This is a genomic window from Rufibacter latericius (genome assembly GCF_003721515.1).
Lineage (GTDB): Bacteria > Bacteroidota > Bacteroidia > Cytophagales > Hymenobacteraceae > Nibribacter > Nibribacter latericius.
This window is the reverse complement of the sequence record NZ_RJJD01000008.1, coordinates 577,173-595,227: the sequence shown is the minus strand read 5'-3', so window position 1 is coordinate 595,227 and position 18,055 is coordinate 577,173. Positions and strand designations below refer to the sequence as shown.

The 18,055-nt window shown below is 50.9% G+C and carries 16 protein-coding genes; 4 read left to right on the top strand and 12 right to left on the bottom strand.

All coding sequences use genetic code 11. The features are described from left to right. Positions 1-203: 203 nt before the first annotated feature. From EFB08_RS14465 to recA, 3 genes are all read right to left on the bottom strand, one after another. Positions 204-596: a hypothetical protein gene (locus tag EFB08_RS14465; protein WP_123127656.1), complete on the bottom strand. Its 393-nt coding sequence runs from the start codon at positions 594-596 to the stop codon at positions 204-206. A 48-nt stretch (positions 597-644) separates the two neighbouring features. Continuing rightward, entirely contained in the window at positions 645-1,367 is a 723-nt protein-coding gene (locus EFB08_RS14460) for a DUF3108 domain-containing protein (RefSeq protein ID WP_227006343.1), read from the bottom strand. Positions 1,368-1,609: 242 nt separating this feature from the next. Further along, the gene (gene recA, locus EFB08_RS14455; protein ID WP_123127654.1) at positions 1,610-2,647 is read right to left on the bottom strand and encodes a recombinase RecA; all 1,038 of its coding nucleotides are present in this window, start codon (positions 2,645-2,647) and stop codon (positions 1,610-1,612) included. Between the two features lie 548 nt (positions 2,648-3,195). On the opposite strand from recA, the gene EFB08_RS14450 reads away from it, so the two are divergent. Beyond that, positions 3,196-4,365: a hypothetical protein gene (locus tag EFB08_RS14450; RefSeq protein WP_227006342.1), complete on the top strand. Its 1,170-nt coding sequence runs from the start codon at positions 3,196-3,198 to the stop codon at positions 4,363-4,365. Positions 4,366-4,406: 41 nt separating this feature from the next. On the opposite strand, the gene EFB08_RS14445 is transcribed toward EFB08_RS14450, so the two are convergent. Further along, complete coding sequence (locus EFB08_RS14445; protein WP_123127653.1) at positions 4,407-5,000, bottom strand: GNAT family N-acetyltransferase; 594 nt, start codon at positions 4,998-5,000, stop codon at positions 4,407-4,409. 118 nt (positions 5,001-5,118) lie between these two features. On the opposite strand from EFB08_RS14445, the gene EFB08_RS14440 reads away from it, so the two are divergent. The 3 genes from EFB08_RS14440 (at position 5,119) to EFB08_RS14430 (ending at position 7,343) form a co-directional block, all read left to right on the top strand. Beyond that, entirely contained in the window at positions 5,119-5,985 is an 867-nt protein-coding gene (locus tag EFB08_RS14440) for an SDR family NAD(P)-dependent oxidoreductase (RefSeq protein ID WP_123127652.1), read from the top strand. An 82-nt stretch (positions 5,986-6,067) separates the two neighbouring features. Continuing rightward, positions 6,068-6,955, top strand: coding sequence for a TIGR02587 family membrane protein (locus EFB08_RS14435; RefSeq protein WP_123127651.1), 888 nt, complete (start codon positions 6,068-6,070; stop codon positions 6,953-6,955). 10 nt (positions 6,956-6,965) lie between these two features. After that, positions 6,966-7,343 (top strand): hypothetical protein, encoded by a 378-nt coding sequence (locus EFB08_RS14430; protein ID WP_123127650.1) that lies wholly within the window; start codon positions 6,966-6,968, stop codon positions 7,341-7,343. Between the two features lie 103 nt (positions 7,344-7,446). On the opposite strand, the gene EFB08_RS14425 is transcribed toward EFB08_RS14430, so the two are convergent. From EFB08_RS14425 to guaB, 8 genes are all read right to left on the bottom strand, one after another. Further along, entirely contained in the window at positions 7,447-7,875 is a 429-nt protein-coding gene (locus tag EFB08_RS14425; protein WP_123127649.1) for a hypothetical protein, read from the bottom strand. 285 nt (positions 7,876-8,160) lie between these two features. Next, complete coding sequence (locus tag EFB08_RS14420) at positions 8,161-9,126, bottom strand: AAA family ATPase (RefSeq protein ID WP_123127648.1); 966 nt, start codon at positions 9,124-9,126, stop codon at positions 8,161-8,163. 10 nt (positions 9,127-9,136) lie between these two features. Beyond that, on the bottom strand, positions 9,137-10,423 hold the full coding sequence (locus EFB08_RS14415) for a peptidylprolyl isomerase (RefSeq protein ID WP_227006341.1): 1,287 nt from the start codon (positions 10,421-10,423) through the stop codon (positions 9,137-9,139). 177 nt (positions 10,424-10,600) lie between these two features. Further along, positions 10,601-12,886, bottom strand: coding sequence for a peptidylprolyl isomerase (locus tag EFB08_RS14410; RefSeq protein WP_123127646.1), 2,286 nt, complete (start codon positions 12,884-12,886; stop codon positions 10,601-10,603). A 208-nt stretch (positions 12,887-13,094) separates the two neighbouring features. Further along, complete coding sequence (locus EFB08_RS14405) at positions 13,095-13,505, bottom strand: ATP-binding protein (protein WP_123127645.1); 411 nt, start codon at positions 13,503-13,505, stop codon at positions 13,095-13,097. Next, the gene (locus EFB08_RS14400; RefSeq protein WP_062544051.1) at positions 13,498-13,836 is read right to left on the bottom strand and encodes an STAS domain-containing protein; all 339 of its coding nucleotides are present in this window, start codon (positions 13,834-13,836) and stop codon (positions 13,498-13,500) included. Before EFB08_RS14400 ends, EFB08_RS14405 begins: the two co-directional genes overlap by 8 nt. Before the next feature lie 20 nt (positions 13,837-13,856). Beyond that, a complete protein-coding gene (locus tag EFB08_RS14395; protein ID WP_123127644.1) occupies positions 13,857-15,935 on the bottom strand; it encodes a GAF domain-containing SpoIIE family protein phosphatase in 2,079 nt (692 codons plus the stop codon). A gap of 602 nt (positions 15,936-16,537) precedes the next feature. Then, entirely contained in the window at positions 16,538-18,007 is a 1,470-nt protein-coding gene (gene guaB / locus EFB08_RS14390) for an IMP dehydrogenase (protein ID WP_123127643.1), read from the bottom strand. Positions 18,008-18,055 lie beyond the last annotated feature (48 nt).

Genomic DNA, 18,055 nt, shown 5'->3' with positions numbered 1-18,055 from the left:
AAATATAGGGAATAGTTGTTGCCTGCCGCTCCTTTTACCCGCCAGTAACCAGATGGTAACAATTTCTTAATCTTAGACCGATTTTGATGTCGGTTTTGGCCCTGATTTTCAGAAAACAGGCCCAAAAGGAAAACGCTGACAGGAGGAACCCGGCAGCGTTTTATGTTTCTCAGTGAAAAAAGTTTTGTAAAGAAGGCTTTCGTTCAGCCCTTGATGCGTTCTATCTTCCCGGATACGAAATGATAGTTGATTTCTGTTTTCCCTATCTTAGACAACCGCCCATGAAGGTCATAAGAGAATTCCTCTGAGGCTATTTTGTTGATGCGGTCGTGGATGTCATACGAAATCTCCACATAGCCTACCTGTTTCAAGCGCCCGTGTAGGTCATAAGAAATGTCTCCGTCTGCCTTGATCGCATAGCTTATGATTTTGCCTTCCAGGGAGAGAATAACCTGAAAAGCCGTTTTCTCAACCATCAGGGTAAGGGTTCCCTCCTTTGAAAGAACGGCGTTTGTCACGTTCTGGGCACCAACTCTTCCAGAGAAAAGAAAAAGGAAGGCAATTAGAAGGAGTCCGGAGAGGTGCCTGTTTTTCATTTTTTCAGCGTTTACGTGGAGTCAAGGTTGGTTTATGGGGATAGTGTATTACTTCACTACATTCAATCTGCTCTGCAAGCCGTTGTATTTGTAAAGGTCCACTTTCACGGAACCCACGAACATTTCGGCCTGGAACATCACTGGGATTTTGTTTTCGTCATCGGAAAAATACACCGTGATAGCGTCTTCGCCGCTGAAAAGTTTGTTCTTAGGCATTCTAGGTACGAGGCGGTGCGCCCTGATCTTTCCGGCCTTGGTTTCTACTACGGTCTTGCCGCGGTAGGTAACCGTCATGTCAAAGACTTCATCGCCTAAAAAACCTTGCATTCTGATGGTCTGCCCTGGTTTGTAACTGTCCAGATCCAGGGTGCGCAGGTAGTAGAAACCGCTCACCATGTCCTGGGCGTTGTCTGGCACCTTGAAGACCTGGTTTTTCTTTTCGTCACGGCTGTCATTGACTACCACGGTATTTTTGAAGTGATCAAACTCAGTGGTTTCTTTGCGGCGGTATTTGCCTTCCTCAATGTTGCGGTGAAAACGCAGCGGCAACATGGAAGACGTATCTATGAAAGAGGTCCAGGTGTCGCGCACGCGGTGGAAGAAGTCAAATGACCCAATGGTTCTGCCGCTTACCGTGGTCTGGTAGCAGGGGCGGTTATTGATACGGTGCAGGTTGGGGGACACATTGATCGTCGCTTCACCGGCGTTGATAATCCCGTAATGCACTTTGTATTGCAGCACCTCGCCGGGGGCAAAGGAATCGTTCTTCACGGTACGTAAGGTGTCATTTATAGCAAAGCCGCTCAAAACTAATCCTAACAGAGGTACTATCAATAATAGTTGATGTTTTACACGCATAAGCCAATCTATCCTATATGCCTGGACTATTCAAATGTCGTACCAAATCCTGAAAGAACAGGGGCGTACACAAAGTTATAGGTTTTCCAGTGGAACTCAACTTAAACAGAAACGGCACCTCAAAAGGTGCCGTTTCGTGAAATAAATATAAGAGATTATTCTCCGGTGTCTTCCAGTGCGGCGGCCACTTTCTCTGGCTCACCTTTCACAATCGCCCGGATCTTGTTTTCAATATCCTGCATCAGCTCTTCATTGTCTAACAAGAACTGCTTCACGGCATCGCGGCCCTGGCCTAAGCGGTCGCCGTTGTAAGAGAACCAGGAACCTGATTTCTGAACCACGCTCAGCTCAACACCCAAGTCAAGGATCTCACCTACTTTAGAGATACCTTCACCGTACATAATGTCAAACTCCACTACTTTGAACGGAGGCGCCACTTTGTTTTTCACCACTTTCACTTTGGTGCGGTTACCAGTGATGCTGTCCGGACCTTCTTTGATCTGACCGATACGACGGATATCCAGACGCACTGAAGCGTAGAACTTCAGGGCGTTACCACCGGTAGTGGTCTCTGGGTTACCAAACATCACCCCAATCTTCTCACGAAGCTGGTTGATGAAGATACAGCAGCAACCGGTTTTGTTGATGGTACCAGTTAATTTTCTCAGTGCCTGAGACATCAAACGAGCCTGAAGGCCCATTTTGCTCTCGCCCATGTCGCCTTCCAGTTCACCTTTCGGTACCAAGGCGGCCACAGAGTCAATCACAATAATATCGATAGCACCGGAACGGATCAGATGATCAGCAATCTCCAGAGCCTGCTCACCATTGTCTGGCTGAGAGATCAGGAGGTTCTCGGTGTCAATGCCTAGTTTCTCAGCGTATGCTTTGTCGAAAGCGTGCTCAGCGTCAATGAACGCGGCAAGGCCACCTTTTTTCTGTGCCTCTGCAATGCAGTGCATGGTAAGAGTGGTTTTACCGGAAGACTCTGGTCCGTAGATCTCCACCACACGTCCGCGCGGAAGACCTCCAATACCCAAGGCAATGTCTAAGCCTAGAGAACCGGTAGAAATGGCCGGAATGTCCTCTACCTGCGTATCGTTCAGCTTCATGACCGTACCTTTTCCGTAGGTCTTGTCCAGCTTGTCGATGGTGAGTTGGAGGGCTTTCAATTTTTCGCTTTGTACACTCATGTCTGTGTTTTCTTTGCTTTATTTTGATGAATTTACAACTTCCTGAGCCAATCTGCAAACGCGAGCCGCGGCGTTTGTTTTGCTTTTCAGATCTATTCCGGAGGTGTAAAAATGAAACACCCAAAGTACCGGATTTGTGCCATCATTTACTATTTTTTTTAGTTATTTTTTATCTCTTTTTGCTAGTGTAAATAGCAAAACGGCAACCTGCTAAAAAGCAAATAGTTAACACAAAGAACGGCCGCAGGGTCTTTCACTGGCTTCTTTACAACAACGGTTCGGCTACTTTAGTTACACCCAAAGGCAGGTATTTTGCCTAATAACACAACCCAAACAGCCCTTTTCACGATTTCCTGTTTAAAGGCTGGTTTCAGGAAATCGGCTTCAAAACAAATGCTTCCAGACTTTGGGTACCGAAGGACTGAAAAGCTGGCCCGTTTCTTTTCTTCCGGTCTTTAGTTACCTTTCGCGTTGGGGTGAGGCAGCGGGCGGAAGGCATTCAACCATTTTATAATTCTTGTCTCTAAACGAGGCGTTTACGAAATCTTATGTCAAAGAAATGGCTCTTGCTGGCCGCCACAACTCTTTTCACAGGCCAGGCTGCCCTGGCCCAGCTCAACAACAAAGCTTTGGAATTCAGGCAGCCGGTAAAGCCCGAGCAGGCCGGGGAATTGCAGTTGGGGCTTAATGCCTTTGGTTATCAGAAAAACAACGAGTACTTCAATGACATCGCCGAGGGGTATACCCTGTTCGGGTACCACCTGAACCCGCGCCTCGTCTATTTTGCCTCGCCCACTGTGCGCATTGACGCTGGCGTGCAGGTGCAGAAAGACTTCGGTTCCCGGCGATACTCGCTCATGCAGCCCACCTTCACCATCCGCTACGAAGAGAACGGCATGGCCTTGATCTTTGGGACGCTACAGGGCAACCTGAACCACGGCTACATTGAACCGCTCTATGACTTTGAACGCGTAATCACCAACCGCTTAGAGAACGGCTTGCAGTTTCTGCTGGACAAACCCGGCGTGAAGCTGGATGTCTGGATTGATTGGCAGCGGTACCTTCGGCGCATGGACCCTTTTCAGGAGGAAGTTGCTGGCGGCGCCTCGGCTGAACTCACGCTGTACCGCACTCCCGTTTCAGTGGGTTCTTCAGAAAACGGGGCCGAAACGGAAACGTACATCGGGTTACCGCTGCAGTTCACGGCTCAGCATAGAGGCGGCCAGATTGACGTCACCGATCTTCCGTTGGTGACCTTGACCAACGTGGCGGCCGGTTTGGTCATCAGGAAGAATTACAACAAGAGAGTATTGAAGGCCCTGCATTTTCAGCCGTACGTAGTGGGCTGGAAAGACTTCTCCAATACCAAGGAGCAGGCATTCCAGCAGGGCGGCGGGCTGTACCTCAATGCGGGCATAGATACCAAATACCAAAACGTGATGCTGAGTTACTGGCGCGGCAGCGGGTATTATTCAGAAATGGGCGGGAAGCTGTTCCCCTCGGTTTCCTCCAACTTCAAAACCCCCGATTATACAGACAAAACCCGGCAACTGCTCATTGTGCGCTTCATGCATGACATTGACCTCATGGAAGGTCTTTCCTTGACTCTGCGCCTGGAACCCTATATTGACTTCGATAACCCTAAGCTGGAGTTCTCCAACAGTCTGTACCTGAACTTCAACTCAGATTTCTTTCTGGCCCACCTGAAAAAAAAGTAAAGCCGTTTACCACCTCATTTCTTGAAAACAGGCCCAAAACGTTACCGCAGCGAAGCGGCATTGACATCGCCTTTCTTCAGTTGGAATACCTGAATCGGGAAAGTTTCCCCGTTGGGATCTTGGAGCACGGGCGTGTAGGTTTTCAAGTGGGTGAAGCCACTGCGTTCGGCTACCCGACGGCTCCGGTGATTTGTCTCGGCGCAGCGTAGGTTAATGCTCTCCATCTGGAGGTCTCTGAAGGCGAAGCGGGCAATGGCTTTCAGCGCCTCGGTGGCGTAGCCCTTGCCTTCGGCCTTGTCTCCCAGGTAATATCCCACTTCTGAGAACGGTTTGCCGCGGGCCAGTCTTCGCAGGGTAATGTCACCTACGTAGTCATGGAACTCCTTGCGCCAGATCCCGAACGTATACAGGTCACCGGCCTTCTGCTGCGAGGCAAACACCCTGATGCGGTTCTGGGCGTCAGGGAGGGTAATGACCGAGGAGGTGCGGTCAGGGAAATCGGGGAGCAGGCGGGCCCGGTTCTGGTGCAGGAGCTGCCAGAACTGAAGCGCCATCTCCTGGGTGTACGGCAGTAACCAAAGCCTTTCGGTTGAAATCTCAGTTCGGACGGCAGAAGAGGTAATGGGAGACTGCATAAGCGGAAAGGATAATCTTTTTGGGTGTACGAGACAGTTTGCCGGTAGATTCCAAAAATCAACAAATTCTCAGGAGTGGCCGTTAACAGAAGATTGTTTCACCTACCAACTTCATTCCATGAGATTACAAGATAAAGTTGCCATTGTAACCGGCGGCGGGACCGGTATAGGCGAAGCCATCGCCAAAAAGTTTGCCAGGGAAGGTGCCAAAGTGGTGGTGTGCGGGTTCCCCGAAGATCCAGTGGCCGATGTTGCCAAGGCTATCCGGGAGGAAGGAGGCACCGCCATTGAATTCACCGGCGATATTTCGCTGGAGGCGAATGCCAAAAGGTGTGTGGAGTTGGCCGTGAAGCAGTACGGTAAACTGGACATCCTCATCAACAACGCCGGTGTGTTCCCCACCACTTCTTTGCTGCAGGACTACCCCACCGAGGCTTTTGACTACATGCTGCGCCATAATGTGGCTTCTACCTTCATGATGAGCCGCGCCGCGCTGCCGGAACTTCACAAGACCCGGGGCAATATTGTGTCAGCGGGTTCAGAGGCCGGCCTAATCGGGATTGCCCAGAACACACCGTACGGCGGCACCAAAGGCTTTAACCATGCTTTCATGCGCGGACTGGCCGTAGAACAGGCCCAGTTTGGCGTTCGGTGCAACTGTGTCTGCCCTGGGCCCATTGACACCGCCTGGACCCACAAAGAGACCGGCCCAATGGACAGCAAAATGGAAAAAACGATGGTGCAGGCCACGCCCCTGGGCCGCCGCGGCACTCCCGAGGAAGTAGCCAATGTCTATGCTTTTATCGCTTCTGATGAAGCCTCCTACGTGACCGGGGCCCTGTACTTCGTGGATGGCGGCATCACGGTTGCCAAAGGACCCGTAGGCGATGAAGTACCTTCTAACCTGACCCAGGAACCCCAGGGAGAACTGCGCACCCAACATAGCCAGGACGGGCATACCCAGATCAAGGAGGAACACCAGTAATCTTTGCTCCTCGCCTGGGCAACCAGGCAGAAAGGAAATGCCGAGAAACTGACGCTTTGTTTTACCCTGATTTTCGGAAAACATGCAGGAAAAGACTATTTACCAATCGTTGCAGGAGTACGGCCGAGGCGTCATAGGAGGCTTGCTTTTCAGTTTGCCCATGCTGTATACCATGGAGATCTGGTGGACCAGTTTTACCGTGTCTCCGTGGCTGCTGTTGCTGTACATCCTGGTGACGTCGGTCTCGCTGCTGGGCTACAATACTTATGCTGGCCTGCGCTCCAGTGCTTCCTGGAAAGAGATAGCCGTTGATTCCATTGAGGAAATGGGGCTGGGCCTGGTGCTGGCCTTCCTTTTTCTATGGTTGTTGGGGGTGGTACAAATCTATGACATGTCCCTAGAACGCATTGTGTACATGACGGTGATCGAGGCCATGCCTATCGCCATCGGGGTTTCCATTGGTACGGCACAGTTAGGCACGAGTGGGGAGGAAGAGGAAGACGAATCTGAGGAAAAGAAACCACAGGAAAGTATCCTGGCCAAGCAAGACGAAGGTCCGGCCTCAACCCTGGAGCAGATCATGTTGGCTACCTGCGCCAGTTTGCTGTTCGGGGCAAATGTGGCCCCCACCGAAGAAGTGATGAAAATCTCTTCAGATGCCACGCCGCTTCAGTTGTTGCTGGTCTTCCTGGTGTCACTTACCTTGAGTGCAGCTATTCTTTTTTACGTGGGGTTCAGGGGATCTTATGAAACCCCTGCCAATGAGCCTCCCACCTTTCTAGAGGTAGTGTATGGCCTGAGCATCACGTATGCAACCGCGTTCTGCACCTCGGCCGGGGCGTTGTGGTTCTTCGGGAGGTTTGAAGGAGTGGGATTACAGGCCTGTACCGAGGCTACCGTGGTGCTGGGGCTGGTTTCTGCCTTAGGAGCCTCGGCGGGCCGTTTCTTGTTTGACCAGGAGTATAAATAAAGGAAGCTTTATGAAAAAAAATCCGCTGGAGTGGTTTGTGTTTGGCCTGAGCGTCTTGCTGATTCTTGCCCTGCTGGGTTACCTGGGGGTGAAGGCCTTCCACTATGAACACACCCCACCGGACCTTCAGGTGAAGATATTCCCCGAGAAGGGGAGACCCCACCAGAACATCCACCGGGTAGAACTGGTGAACCAGGGCGAACAGACCGCCGAAAACGTCTTGCTGGAGATCACTCTGCTCCACAAAGGAAAGGAAATTGACAAAGCTGAGGTGCGATTTCCCATAGCACCAAAAGAAAGCATACAGGAGGCTTGGATCACGTTCAAGAAGCCTCGACAGGCAGACCAGAAGATGTCTGTCCACATCTTGGGGTATAACAAGCCTTAACGTAGGAGCGGGGCTCACCAGAATTTATCCTGATAAGCCCCGCTCGTGAAATGCTGTGCTTTCTAACAAGAAAGTTTGTTCCTGGTTAGTAAGCAGGATATAGTTATTTGTTCAGGAAAGGATAGTTGTACTGCAAAGGGCTACCCAGTTGCTGCAAGCGGGCAATCACTTCCATGGAATGCGCGATCTCGTTGAAATACTCCAACCGCCGGATCAATTGTTCTTTCAGCAGCACGGTTCCCTCAGGGGTACGCAGATAGGCGCGTTTATCTTCCAGAATGCGGTGCATCACCTCAGAAACACGGTTGCCTTGCTGTAGGTACAGCTCGTGGAACTCCACCAAAGCATCGAACCCGTCTTTGGTTATCCGGCAGGGGAACCCCGCGTGGGTCAGAACATCGCAGAGCAGGTTCAGCTCCAAGGGCATGGAGATGTTGTAAGGCGTAGTGCGAACATCCAGGCCTCTCTTGATGTAAGAGAAAATGGTTTCCAGGTTATTTTCAAAGCGTTCGTAAAGAGCTGCTGCTTCCATGCGGTGTATGTTATAAGAAATCGGGGGCAAAAGTACACAATGCGTTACTCTTTTTCACCACCCGGTGTTGCCTGACTATTCAGGCATATGTTGTTTTAAGACTGTTTCCGGGAAATAAATCCGAAAACAGGGATAGGTAAACCGTAGGCTTTCTTTGCATCTTTTTCTCATCAGGGAAGCCAGAGCGAGGCGCTTTGCTCTTTTTGGCGCAAGATGAATCTTAGCCTTCCGAAAGGCGGAAAGGATGTTTTAGGCCTCTTATTTTCAAAAGAGGCTGAAAGCAGCTTACAGTAATCCTTTTATGATTTGTTCTACCGTGATGCCCTCTGCCTCGGCTTTGAAGTTACGAACCAAGCGGTGGCGAAGGATGGGAGTAGCAACGGCCTGCACGTCCTCGATATCCGGAGAATATTTTCCGCGGATGAGGGCGTTGCACTTGGCACCCATGATCAGGTGCTGCGATGCGCGTGGTCCGGCGCCCCACTCCAGGTACTGATTTGTTTGCGGCCCTGCCAGTTGGGTGTTAGGACGGGTTTTGTGAACGAGTTTGACGGCATACTCCACCACATTGTCGGTCACGGGTACGCGGCGCACCAGTTGCTGGAAAGCGGTGATTTCTTCGCCGTGCAGAACCACGGTAGGGGTATGTTTGCGGTCGCCGGTGGTGTTCTTGACAATCTGCAGCTCTGCCTCATAGCTGGGGTATTCCAGGGCCACGTGGAACATGAAACGGTCTAGCTGGGCTTCAGGGAGGGGGTACGTTCCTTCCTGCTCAATGGGGTTCTGAGTAGCCAGTACAAAGAAAGGACGCGGCAGGTTGTAATGATGACCGGCTACCGTTACCGAGTATTCCTGCATGGCTTCCAACAGGGCTGCCTGTGTTTTAGGCGGAGTCCGGTTGATCTCATCCGCTAACACAATGTTGGCGAACACGGGGCCCTTCACAAACTGGAAATGGCGGTTCTGGTCCAGCGTTTCGGAGCCCAAAATGTCAGAAGGCATCAAATCTGGGGTGAACTGCACGCGGTTGAACGACAGGTCCAGCGAGTTGGAGATGGTCTGGATGAGCAGCGTCTTGGCTAGGCCCGGTACTCCTACCAATAAACAGTGCCCCTGACAAAAAACGGCGGTCAGCACCAGTTTCACCACTTCCTCCTGGCCAATTATGGTTTGGGAGATCTCAGCGGTCAGACGCTTGTAGGCATGGTGAAGCGCATCTGCGGCTTCTTTGTCAGAGGCAAAGGGAGGCATAGAAGGGGATTTAGTCGTCTAAACTACAAGTTTTGAAATCAGGAACGATGTCTACGAAAACCGTTTCCTTGTTTTTCTCAAACCACTCACTAATGGCTTTGTTGCGCTTGTCGGCGAGGGCCGCAGCGGCAATTTTTTGATAATCGTCCCGCATGTTGGCCTGGTGCGGAGAAGCCTTGGATTTCAGATAAAGGATGCGCATGGCCTCTTTCCCGTCTTCGGTGCGGTACGGAAGCGGCCCGCTGATAGAGCCTACCTGCATTGTATCGATCACGAAGAAAACCGACGGATCCACTTTGTCCACGGGGATGTAGGTAGTGGGGCTGTTAGGCAGGGTGATCATGCCCCCGTTTCCTTTCGTAGCCATGTCATCTGAGAACTCTTTGGCTGCCTTGGCGAACGACATGCTATCCGTGGAGACCAAAGTCCGGACGCTGTCCAGCAAACGGGCGGTCTGCTGCATGTCTACCTGAGCCGTGGCTGGTTTGATGAGGATGTGGCGGGTGTTGAATTCTTCGCCGCGGCGCTCCAGCAACTGGATGATGTGGAACCCGAACATAGACTCAATCACGGGCGAGGTTTCACCGGGCTGCAGTTTCAACGCCGCAGCTTCGTACTCTGGTACCAACTCCCGTTTCTTGAAGAAACCAAGCTCCCCACCAGCGGCACCGGAACCTGGGTCCTGTGAGTACTGACGGGCCAAAGCCGCAAAGTCTTCCCCAGCCAAGATACGCTTCCGGATTTCTTCCAGCTGCTCGCGAGCAGCCTGTTTCTGCGCAGTTCCAATCTGCGCAATCTTCACAATTTGGCCTACCTCTACCTCAGTGGAAAAATAGGGCAAGCTGTCTTTAGGGATGCGGTTGAAGTATTGCTGTACCTCTTTGGGCGTCACCTTCATTTTACCGGCAATCTCGCGCTCCATTTTCTGAACGGTCAACTGCTCCTTGAGGCTGCGGCGCAGATCGCTTCTGATCTCGCTCATGGGTTTGTTGTAGTAAGCCTCCAGTTTTTCAGGGCTCCCGATCTGGGCTACGAATTGGTTCAGACGTCCCTCCAACTCGGCAGTGATGGTGCTTTCTTCCACAATGACAGAGTCTACCTCGGCACGGGCCAACAGAAGCTTGTTCTGTACCAATGACCGCAAAATCTCGCACCGCAAGTTAGGGGATTTATAGCCCTGGCCCACCGCATTGGCGTGCTGGAACTCCAGTTCTGAACGTAAAATGATATGTCCTCCTACTTTAGCCACAATGTTGTCTATCAATGTGGCTTGCTGGGCTTCTGCGCGTTGCGTCATAGAACCCAGAACACATAGTAGGAGAAGGCTTTTAAGGAAAGAAGAAAAAGAAATTCTGATTTTCATGGTATTCTGTATAGCAGTTGCTGTCTATAGAACCGCTTCTCTTGCAAAAATAGTATAGTGGTAAACAAACAAAGCTAGGCAAACCGCTTCATTAAAAGAAACTTCTGCCGCTTACTTCTTAATAAGCTTCTGCACTTCGGGTTGGTTCACGCTTACCGGATATTTCTGGCGGAGTTCTTTGATCCATTCCTGCTCCAGGTAATTCTGGTAATCTGAGATCACTACCCCGCGGGTTTCACTTAGTTTTTTAGGCGCCGGAGCCTCTACCTGGTCGATTTTTATCCAGGTGGGACGTCCTTCGTAAGTGAGGTTGTAAGTGCCGGGTTTCCAGGTTACGCCATCCAGTACCTTGTTTTCGCCGCGCTGGAACTTACGGGTGGTCACCTGCAAAGCCAAGGGATTCGCCTGATTCAGGTTGTCGGCCAAGACCTGAAGGTCTGAGGAATACACTTTCAACGCCACCCTGCGCGTGCCTACCAGTTGGGCAGGAGCCGGAACAACCTTAATATTCTCGGGTTTCACTCCTTTCTGCTGAAGGTAGTTCTTTACGGCTGTCGCCCGGCGGGTAGGAAGGGTGGAATTCTTCTGGTTAGCGCTTTCACGGGAATCCATGAACCCGGATACTTCCAGGCTAAGGGAAGTATCTGCTACAAGGGCAGTCGCCAGCTGGTCTAATTGCGTGGTAGACGTTTTAGACAAGGTGGTGTTGCCCGTGGTGAATAACAGATCCACGGGTTTGTTTCTGGTAGACGGAAACTTGCCTGCGGTCATCTGGGCCTGCGCCTGGGCCATCACGGCCGGGCTGGCGGCACTTAGGATAGTGGCCTGGGCGCGTTCGCCCCACATGTATTTGTCTTTGTTTGCTTCAAAGAAGGCCTTGAGCCCCACGGTGTCTTCCACTGCTTTGGCCCAAACTTTCTCCTCCATCAATTGGAACAGCAGAATACCGTCATGGTACTCGTTCACCAGCAAACGGTAATCAGGGTGTTTTTCCTCCAGGTGCTCCCGCTCATAGTCCAGTAGGCTGGTTTCTACAAACTTGTCATACAACAGTTGCATGGCGTGTGCCGGCGAAGCATTCTGGCGCGGACGCTGGTTTGCCTCAATGTACGTGGCGAAGTTCCCTACCGTAAAGTTTTTACCATTGATGGAGAACAGCGTGGCGGTAGGCAGGTTTTTAGGCTCGGCCGGAACGTTGAATTTCCATTTGCCCGCCAACAAAGTAGAATCTGCCAGGCGCAACGTGGCTGTTTTGATAGGTTGATTTTCCTGAAACTTATTCTCCGTCTTAATGCGGCGCAGGAAAGCGGCCTTGTTCAGTTCTGAGCGGGAGTCTTTGGCAATGCGGTTCCGCAGGGAGGTTTCCATCTCCTCATAGGTCGGCAGTTCTTTGCGCTCCAACAGTTTAATGATGTGCCAGCCGTAGACGGTCTGCACCGGAGGGGCAATAGCACCCGGCTGAGCCAGGGCAAAAGCAGCCTCCTCAAACGAAGGAATCATGCGACCAGTCCCAAACCAAGGCAATTCCCCACCGTTGTCAGCCGAGGCGGCGTCTTCTGAGAACTGGGAAGCCAGTTTGTTCCAGTCTTCCTTGCGCTGAACCCGGCTGTAAATCTCATCGATTTTCTTTTTGGCAGCCAAAGAATCGGCTTTGGGCAAGCCTTGCTGGGCCCGTACCATGATGTGCGCTACCTTGATCTCGCCCTGGGCGGGACGCACCTCGTTCACTTTGATGATGTGGTACCCAAAACGGGTCCTTACCGGCTGCGAAATTTGCCCCACCGGGGTGTTGAAGGCGGCGTTCTCAAATGGGTACACCATCTGCAGGGCCGTAAAGAAGCCTAAGTTGCCGTTGTTTTCCTTCGCCGATGGATCTTCTGAGTAGCGCTGGGCCAGTTGCTCAAACGGAGTTCCGTTTATGGCTTGGTTTCTTAAATCAGTGATCTTTTGAAAAGCGGCTAGGGTGTCTTTAGGATCGGCCTCCATGTCTACGGAAACCAGGATATGTGTGGCGTTTACTTCTTTTTTCAGGCGCTCATAGGCCTCGCGCACCAGTTGGTCAGTGACGCTTTTCTCCGTCAGAAATGGTTGGGCTAGTTGCTCTTTGTACCCGCCTAACTCGGTCTGAAATGCCTGGGTGGTATCTAATCCGCGGCTTTTGGCCTCGGCCACTTTCAGCTTGAAGTTGGTGTACAGGTTCAGGTACTCGGTCACGCTGGCGCTGGAAAACGCGCTGTCTGGGTTGGAGTTGTTTTTCTCGTACACGTACGCGAACTCAGAAACCGGCACTTTCTCGGGGCCAATGGTCAGCAGCACGGGTTCAGCGGCCTTTTTAGGGGAGGAGCACTGAAAAAGGAGCAGGGCACCTAGGCCCACATATAAAGAGGAAACTCGCATAGATGTCAGCAAAATGCAGGATGTCTGGGGTATAGGTATCCCTAACAATATGCAATTTTACTCATTTTTTTGGAGAGAACAGGCTACTATTGAAAAACATAGTGCCAAGGAATCATGAGAGCAGAAAACCTGTCTCATTTTTGGCATCTTTTGCACAAAACAGGCCTAAAACGCCTTTTATTGTGTTAAAAAGAAAAAATACCTGCTCCTACACTAAGTACTTGTACATCCGGCAGATGTTGCCGGAGTCCTGCACGCTGTACTCAACTTTGTCCATGATACGGTTTACCAATGCCACCCCTACGCCGCCTTTCTCGCCATCCTTTATCTTGGCAAGGATGTTAGGCTTCTTATAGTTGCTCTGATCAAAAGGAATGCCGTTGTCTTCCAGTTCTATGACAATTTCCTGCGTATTGTAAAAAATGGTAAGGCAAAGGTTCTTACGGCTGTCTTCCTTATTGGAATGGATGATCAGGTTGGCGCAGATCTCGTCTACGGCCAATATGATCTGGTTTAGAATGATCTCAGACAAGTGCGCAGGCGCAAGGGTATCCGTCACGAAAGCGCGGATAACTTTAAGATTCTTCCTGTCGCAACTGACCCGGATCTTGTTAGTCATTGGCTATGGTCACGGCTTCTTCGTAGGAAGAGACGATGGTCATGAGCAAATCAAGCCCTAAAATCTCAAACACATTGCGCACCTTCTCCTGCATGTTGAAGAAGATCAGCTTGATCTGGGCGTCCTCGAACCGCTGCAGATGCGAGATGAAGACACCTAACCCCGCTGAGGAGATGTAGTTGAGGTTTTTGCAGTCTACCAGAATCTTGCCAAACATCATGATGCTGGGATTGGAAAGTTCCTCATCCAGTAGCACGGAGGAGCTGGCGTCTAATTCACCATCCAGGCTGATGGTGATAGTATTGTCGGTGATAGTATGTTTTATTTTCATCGTGCTTCTTTACGGTTCATCTAAATAATAGGTTGACGCTGTTTGAACTTGATCACGAGCAGGGTTTGGTCATCGTGCAGGGTATCATTACTGAAGTCGCTGACGTCGTTGATGATAGCGCTTTTAATGTCCTCGGCCTCCAGGTGGTATGTCTGGGAAAGCATGTATTTCAAACGTTCCTCGCCGTACTCATCCTGCCGGGCGTTGCGGGCCTCTACGATACCATCGGTGTAAATGACCATCACATCGTTGGGGTTGTAGTCATAGTGCAGCCGGTGGATGCGTTTGGCGTAAGACGGGTCCCGAACAATGCCCAAGCCTAACCCTTCTGTCTGAAAATAGAACGTATCTTCTATCATAGAGTTATAGTAAAGCGTGTGGCAATGGCCCGCCCGAGCGAAAGAAACGCCTTGCATCTCATAGTCAATGATATACAAGGAGGATGTGATAAAAGAAGTGCGCTCCAGGCAGCGGCTCAGGGCGCTGTTGGCCTGAATCATGAACTCATCAGGAAGTAAATCCTGCTGCATGAGCCCGTGAAAGATGCCTTTCATCTGTGCCATGTGAAACGCCGCCGAGATCCCCTTTCCCGATACGTCCCCGATGATGATGGCGATGCGCGACTTGCTCAGTTGCAGGTAGTCATAGAAGTCTCCGCCTACTTCTTTGGCCGCCTGCGAGTAGGTACTGATATCAAACCAAGTATCGGTGGGGAAGGTTTTGGGGTTCAGGCGGTCCTGCACCAGACTCGCGATCTTGAGTTCCTCTTTGTAGCGCTCGTTCTGCAAGGACTCCTGCACCAGACGAAGGTTTTCAATGGTGAGTACCGTCTGGTTTGCAAAGGATTGCACAACACTGATGGTATCAGGGTCAAAGCCTTGTTCCAGTTCCAGCAACAGGTACAGGTGGCCGTACCGGCGTTTAGAAGAAGCCAAAGGGACCAACAAAAGGGAATTGTAGGGGCTGTCCAAGGGCCTGAACTCAGGGGTAAGACCCAGATCACCGTTCACGTACACCCTGTCTTGGATGGTTTTGTCTTGTTCCTGTACCTTTTTCACCAAGGCTTTCACCCAAGTCTGTACTTCAATGTCTACCTTGGTACCCCCCACATGGGAGGTGTCCAGGTGAGGCGTATCACCGATTTCAAGCCAGCCGGCATCTGCCCCAGTAGCTTTGATGGCACTCTCAAACAGCATTTTGTACACTTCTTCCTCGTTCTGTCCCTGCTGGATGGTGTGGCTCAGGCGCTGGAAACTCAGGAGATCGGCGTTTCGCTGCTCAAAAACCCTGGAGGTGGGTAAACTGAAAAGCGATACCAGCAAAGAAACCAGCGCATACAAAAAGACAAAGGCCAGGGTGAGGAGGATGAAAGGGTTGTCTGTGTAGTCTACTTCCAGTTCGGGAGAATCGGTGTAGAGAAACAGGAAATTGGCGAACAGAACCCCGGAGGCTAAGATGGCCGTGAGCAGGAAAATGCAGGCCCATTTTTTATCAAGGGTCAGGAAAGCTACCCAGCGCTGGTGTACGCTCATGTACAGGCTGTACCCCAGCAGAAGGGCCAGATCCAGTAGAAGGAACACTTGCTGCATGTACTCCACATTCAGCAAAGGCACCAGCAGCGACAAATACACCAGAATCTCGAACCATTTCCATTGGCTCTGGACATCCTTGGTTCGGTGGTAAAGGATTAACTGGCGCCACGTGTAAAAGGCTTTGGCTAAGAAATACACCAGCAACCCAAAAAAGATCTGGTAGAAAATATCCAACAGGTAGGGACTGTTCACCCAGCGCTGGTTCAGGCTAGGATAGAAAAGGTGCAAAAGCAGGCACAGGTACGCTCCAAGGCCCCCTTTCACAAAAAGGCCCCAAAGCGGAGAAGTAAACTCCTCACTGCGCTGAATAGGCACGTTGTAGCGCTGATGCAGGAAAACCGACAGGATGAACACCACAGACAGCAGGTTGTTCAGGTAAGGAACCGCCGCATTGGCCTGACCCGTATGCCCCTGGTGAGCTAAAAACAAGACATTACCCAGCAGCAAAACCCAGCTCACGCTTCCGGTCAAAAAGCATAACTGTTTGATGGTTTTGTCTTGGGGCATTGGAAAGAGTGCCTGCTTGTGCGGGTTATGTATTTTCTGTGGGTGAATACGAGATTTTTTTAAAAGTAACTAAAAAAAAGTTATGTTCTTCCAATTGCCCTTCGGTCTGATTTTCAGGTTAACTGAAAGGGGTTGAAAGACAATTATTTATTATCTGAGTTGGTTGAATAAGGCCTCAGAATAGGTTATATCTATATAGGAAACGCTAAATTTTTGACAATGATTCACCTAAATTCCCTTAGAATAAAACCTGTACCTGTATATAATATGGAATTTAATTTTAATTAATTGAGAGTGAGAGGGTTGGTGTAAGGTTCAGAGAGAATTAAAAGAACAGGGGTGGGGAAAGGAAGAAGAACCTGTACCAAGTTGTTTTCTTGAAAAAGCTAATATCCCTTAGTTTAAAAGGCTTCAAAAACTGTTTCTGGACTTTTCCTTTCTCCTGGCTGCATCTCTCCAACTTTCTCCAAAGCTCTTCCTAAGGCATCTTTCCGCAGAGAGGCAGTAAATTGCCCTTCTAAACAAATTTTGCTCTGCCCGGATAACCCAGACAGAGCAAAACAGGAGGTAAATCAATTAAATGAGCCAGACTTGCCCGAATCCTAGCGGCTGTAGTTTGGAGCCTCGCGGGTGATCTGCACATCATGCGGATGGCTCTCGCGCAGACCGGCACCGGTGATTTTCACCATTTTGGCTTTCTTCAGGGCTTCAATGTCAGGAGCGCCGCAGTAGCCCATGCCGGCTTTCAAGCCGCCTACTAATTGGTAAAGCACTTCGCCAGCTAAGCCTTTGTACGGCACGCGGCCCACAATACCTTCCGGTACCAGTTTCTTTACATCGTCCTCGGCATCCTGGAAGTAGCGGTCTTTGGAACCTTCGCCCATGGCTTCAATGGAACCCATGCCGCGGTAGGTCTTGAACTTACGACCCTCGTAGATCTGCATGTCGCCAGGGGCTTCCTCGGTACCGGCTAGCAAAGAACCAATCATCACCGTGCTGGCACCGCCACCGATGGCTTTCACCACGTCGCCGGAAAACTTGATACCACCGTCAGCGATTACTGGTACGCCGGTTCCTTCCAGACCTCTTACGGCTTCAATTACCGCAGACAACTGGGGAACCCCGATGCCGGCGATGATGCGGGTAGTACAAATGGAACCCGGACCAACCCCTACTTTCACGGCGTCGGCGCCGGAATCTGCCAAGGCTCTGGCACCTTCCGCGGTAGCTACGTTACCGGCAATCAGGTCCACGTTAGGGAAAGCGTCTTTGATTCTGCTAACAGCGTCCATCACCCCTTTGGAATGGCCGTGGGCAGTATCAACGCTGATGACGTCTACCCCAGCCTCTACCAGGGCGCCTACACGGTCCAGCACATCTGGCGTTACGCCAACGGCGGCCCCCACGCGCAGACGACCGAACTCGTCTTTGCAGGCGTACGGACGGTGCTTTCTTTTCAGGATGTCTTTGTACGTGATCAAGCCGACCAGAACGCCGTTCTCGTCAATCACGGGCAGTTTCTCGATTTTATATTCCTGAAGGATGTCCTCGGCCTTGTCTAGTTCAATGCCTTTGGGAGCGGTTACCAGGCGGTCTTTGGTCATGATCTCGGAAACCTTCACGGAGAAGTTTTTCTCGAACCGAAGATCGCGGTTGGTGATGATGCCCACCAGTTTCTTGTCAGCAGAAACAATAGGAATACCGCCAATCTTGTGCTCCTTCATGAGTTGGATGGCCTCGCCAAGAGTGGCGTGCTCATCCAGTGTTACCGGGTCCAGGATCATTCCGCTTTCTGAGCGTTTCACTTTGCGCACCAGCTCGGCTTGCTGTTTGATGCTCATGTTTTTGTGGATGATCCCGATGCCGCCTTCCTGGGCCATGGCAATCGCCATCTCGGCCTCGGTCACGGTGTCCATGGCAGCAGATACCAAAGGAATGTTCACCCGGATGTTGCGGGTAAGCTGGGCAGATGTATTTGTATCTTTAGGAAGTACCTCTGAGTAGGCGGGTAATAAGAGAACGTCGTCGTAGGTAAGCGCTTCGAACAACAGATTGGGAGCGTGAGACTGCATAGCAAATAGCGTATATGGTATTTGCCACGTAAAATTAAGGGAAAAGTT

Bases quoted from the DNA above. Each gene is read 5' to 3' on its own strand.
- EFB08_RS14450 (WP_227006342.1), top strand. From the start codon at position 3,196: ATGTCAAAGAAATGGCTCTTGCTGGCCGCCACAACTCTTTTCACAGGC.
- EFB08_RS14395 (WP_123127644.1), bottom strand. From the start codon at position 15,935: ATGCCCCAAGACAAAACCATCAAACAGTTATGCTTTTTGACCGGAAGC.
- EFB08_RS14430 (WP_123127650.1), top strand. From the start codon at position 6,966: ATGAAAAAAAATCCGCTGGAGTGGTTTGTGTTTGGCCTGAGCGTCTTG.
- EFB08_RS14440 (WP_123127652.1), top strand. From the start codon at position 5,119: ATGAGATTACAAGATAAAGTTGCCATTGTAACCGGCGGCGGGACCGGT.
- EFB08_RS14410 (WP_123127646.1), bottom strand. From the start codon at position 12,886: ATGCGAGTTTCCTCTTTATATGTGGGCCTAGGTGCCCTGCTCCTTTTT.
- EFB08_RS14425 (WP_123127649.1), bottom strand. From the start codon at position 7,875: ATGGAAGCAGCAGCTCTTTACGAACGCTTTGAAAATAACCTGGAAACC.
- EFB08_RS14445 (WP_123127653.1), bottom strand. From the start codon at position 5,000: ATGCAGTCTCCCATTACCTCTTCTGCCGTCCGAACTGAGATTTCAACC.
- EFB08_RS14405 (WP_123127645.1), bottom strand. From the start codon at position 13,505: ATGACTAACAAGATCCGGGTCAGTTGCGACAGGAAGAATCTTAAAGTT.
- EFB08_RS14400 (WP_062544051.1), bottom strand. From the start codon at position 13,836: ATGAAAATAAAACATACTATCACCGACAATACTATCACCATCAGCCTG.
- recA (WP_123127654.1), bottom strand. From the start codon at position 2,647: ATGAGTGTACAAAGCGAAAAATTGAAAGCCCTCCAACTCACCATCGAC.
- EFB08_RS14420 (WP_123127648.1), bottom strand. From the start codon at position 9,126: ATGCCTCCCTTTGCCTCTGACAAAGAAGCCGCAGATGCGCTTCACCAT.
- guaB (WP_123127643.1), bottom strand. From the start codon at position 18,007: ATGCAGTCTCACGCTCCCAATCTGTTGTTCGAAGCGCTTACCTACGAC.
- EFB08_RS14435 (WP_123127651.1), top strand. From the start codon at position 6,068: ATGCAGGAAAAGACTATTTACCAATCGTTGCAGGAGTACGGCCGAGGC.
- EFB08_RS14415 (WP_227006341.1), bottom strand. From the start codon at position 10,423: ATGACGCAACGCGCAGAAGCCCAGCAAGCCACATTGATAGACAACATT.
- EFB08_RS14465 (WP_123127656.1), bottom strand. From the start codon at position 596: ATGAAAAACAGGCACCTCTCCGGACTCCTTCTAATTGCCTTCCTTTTT.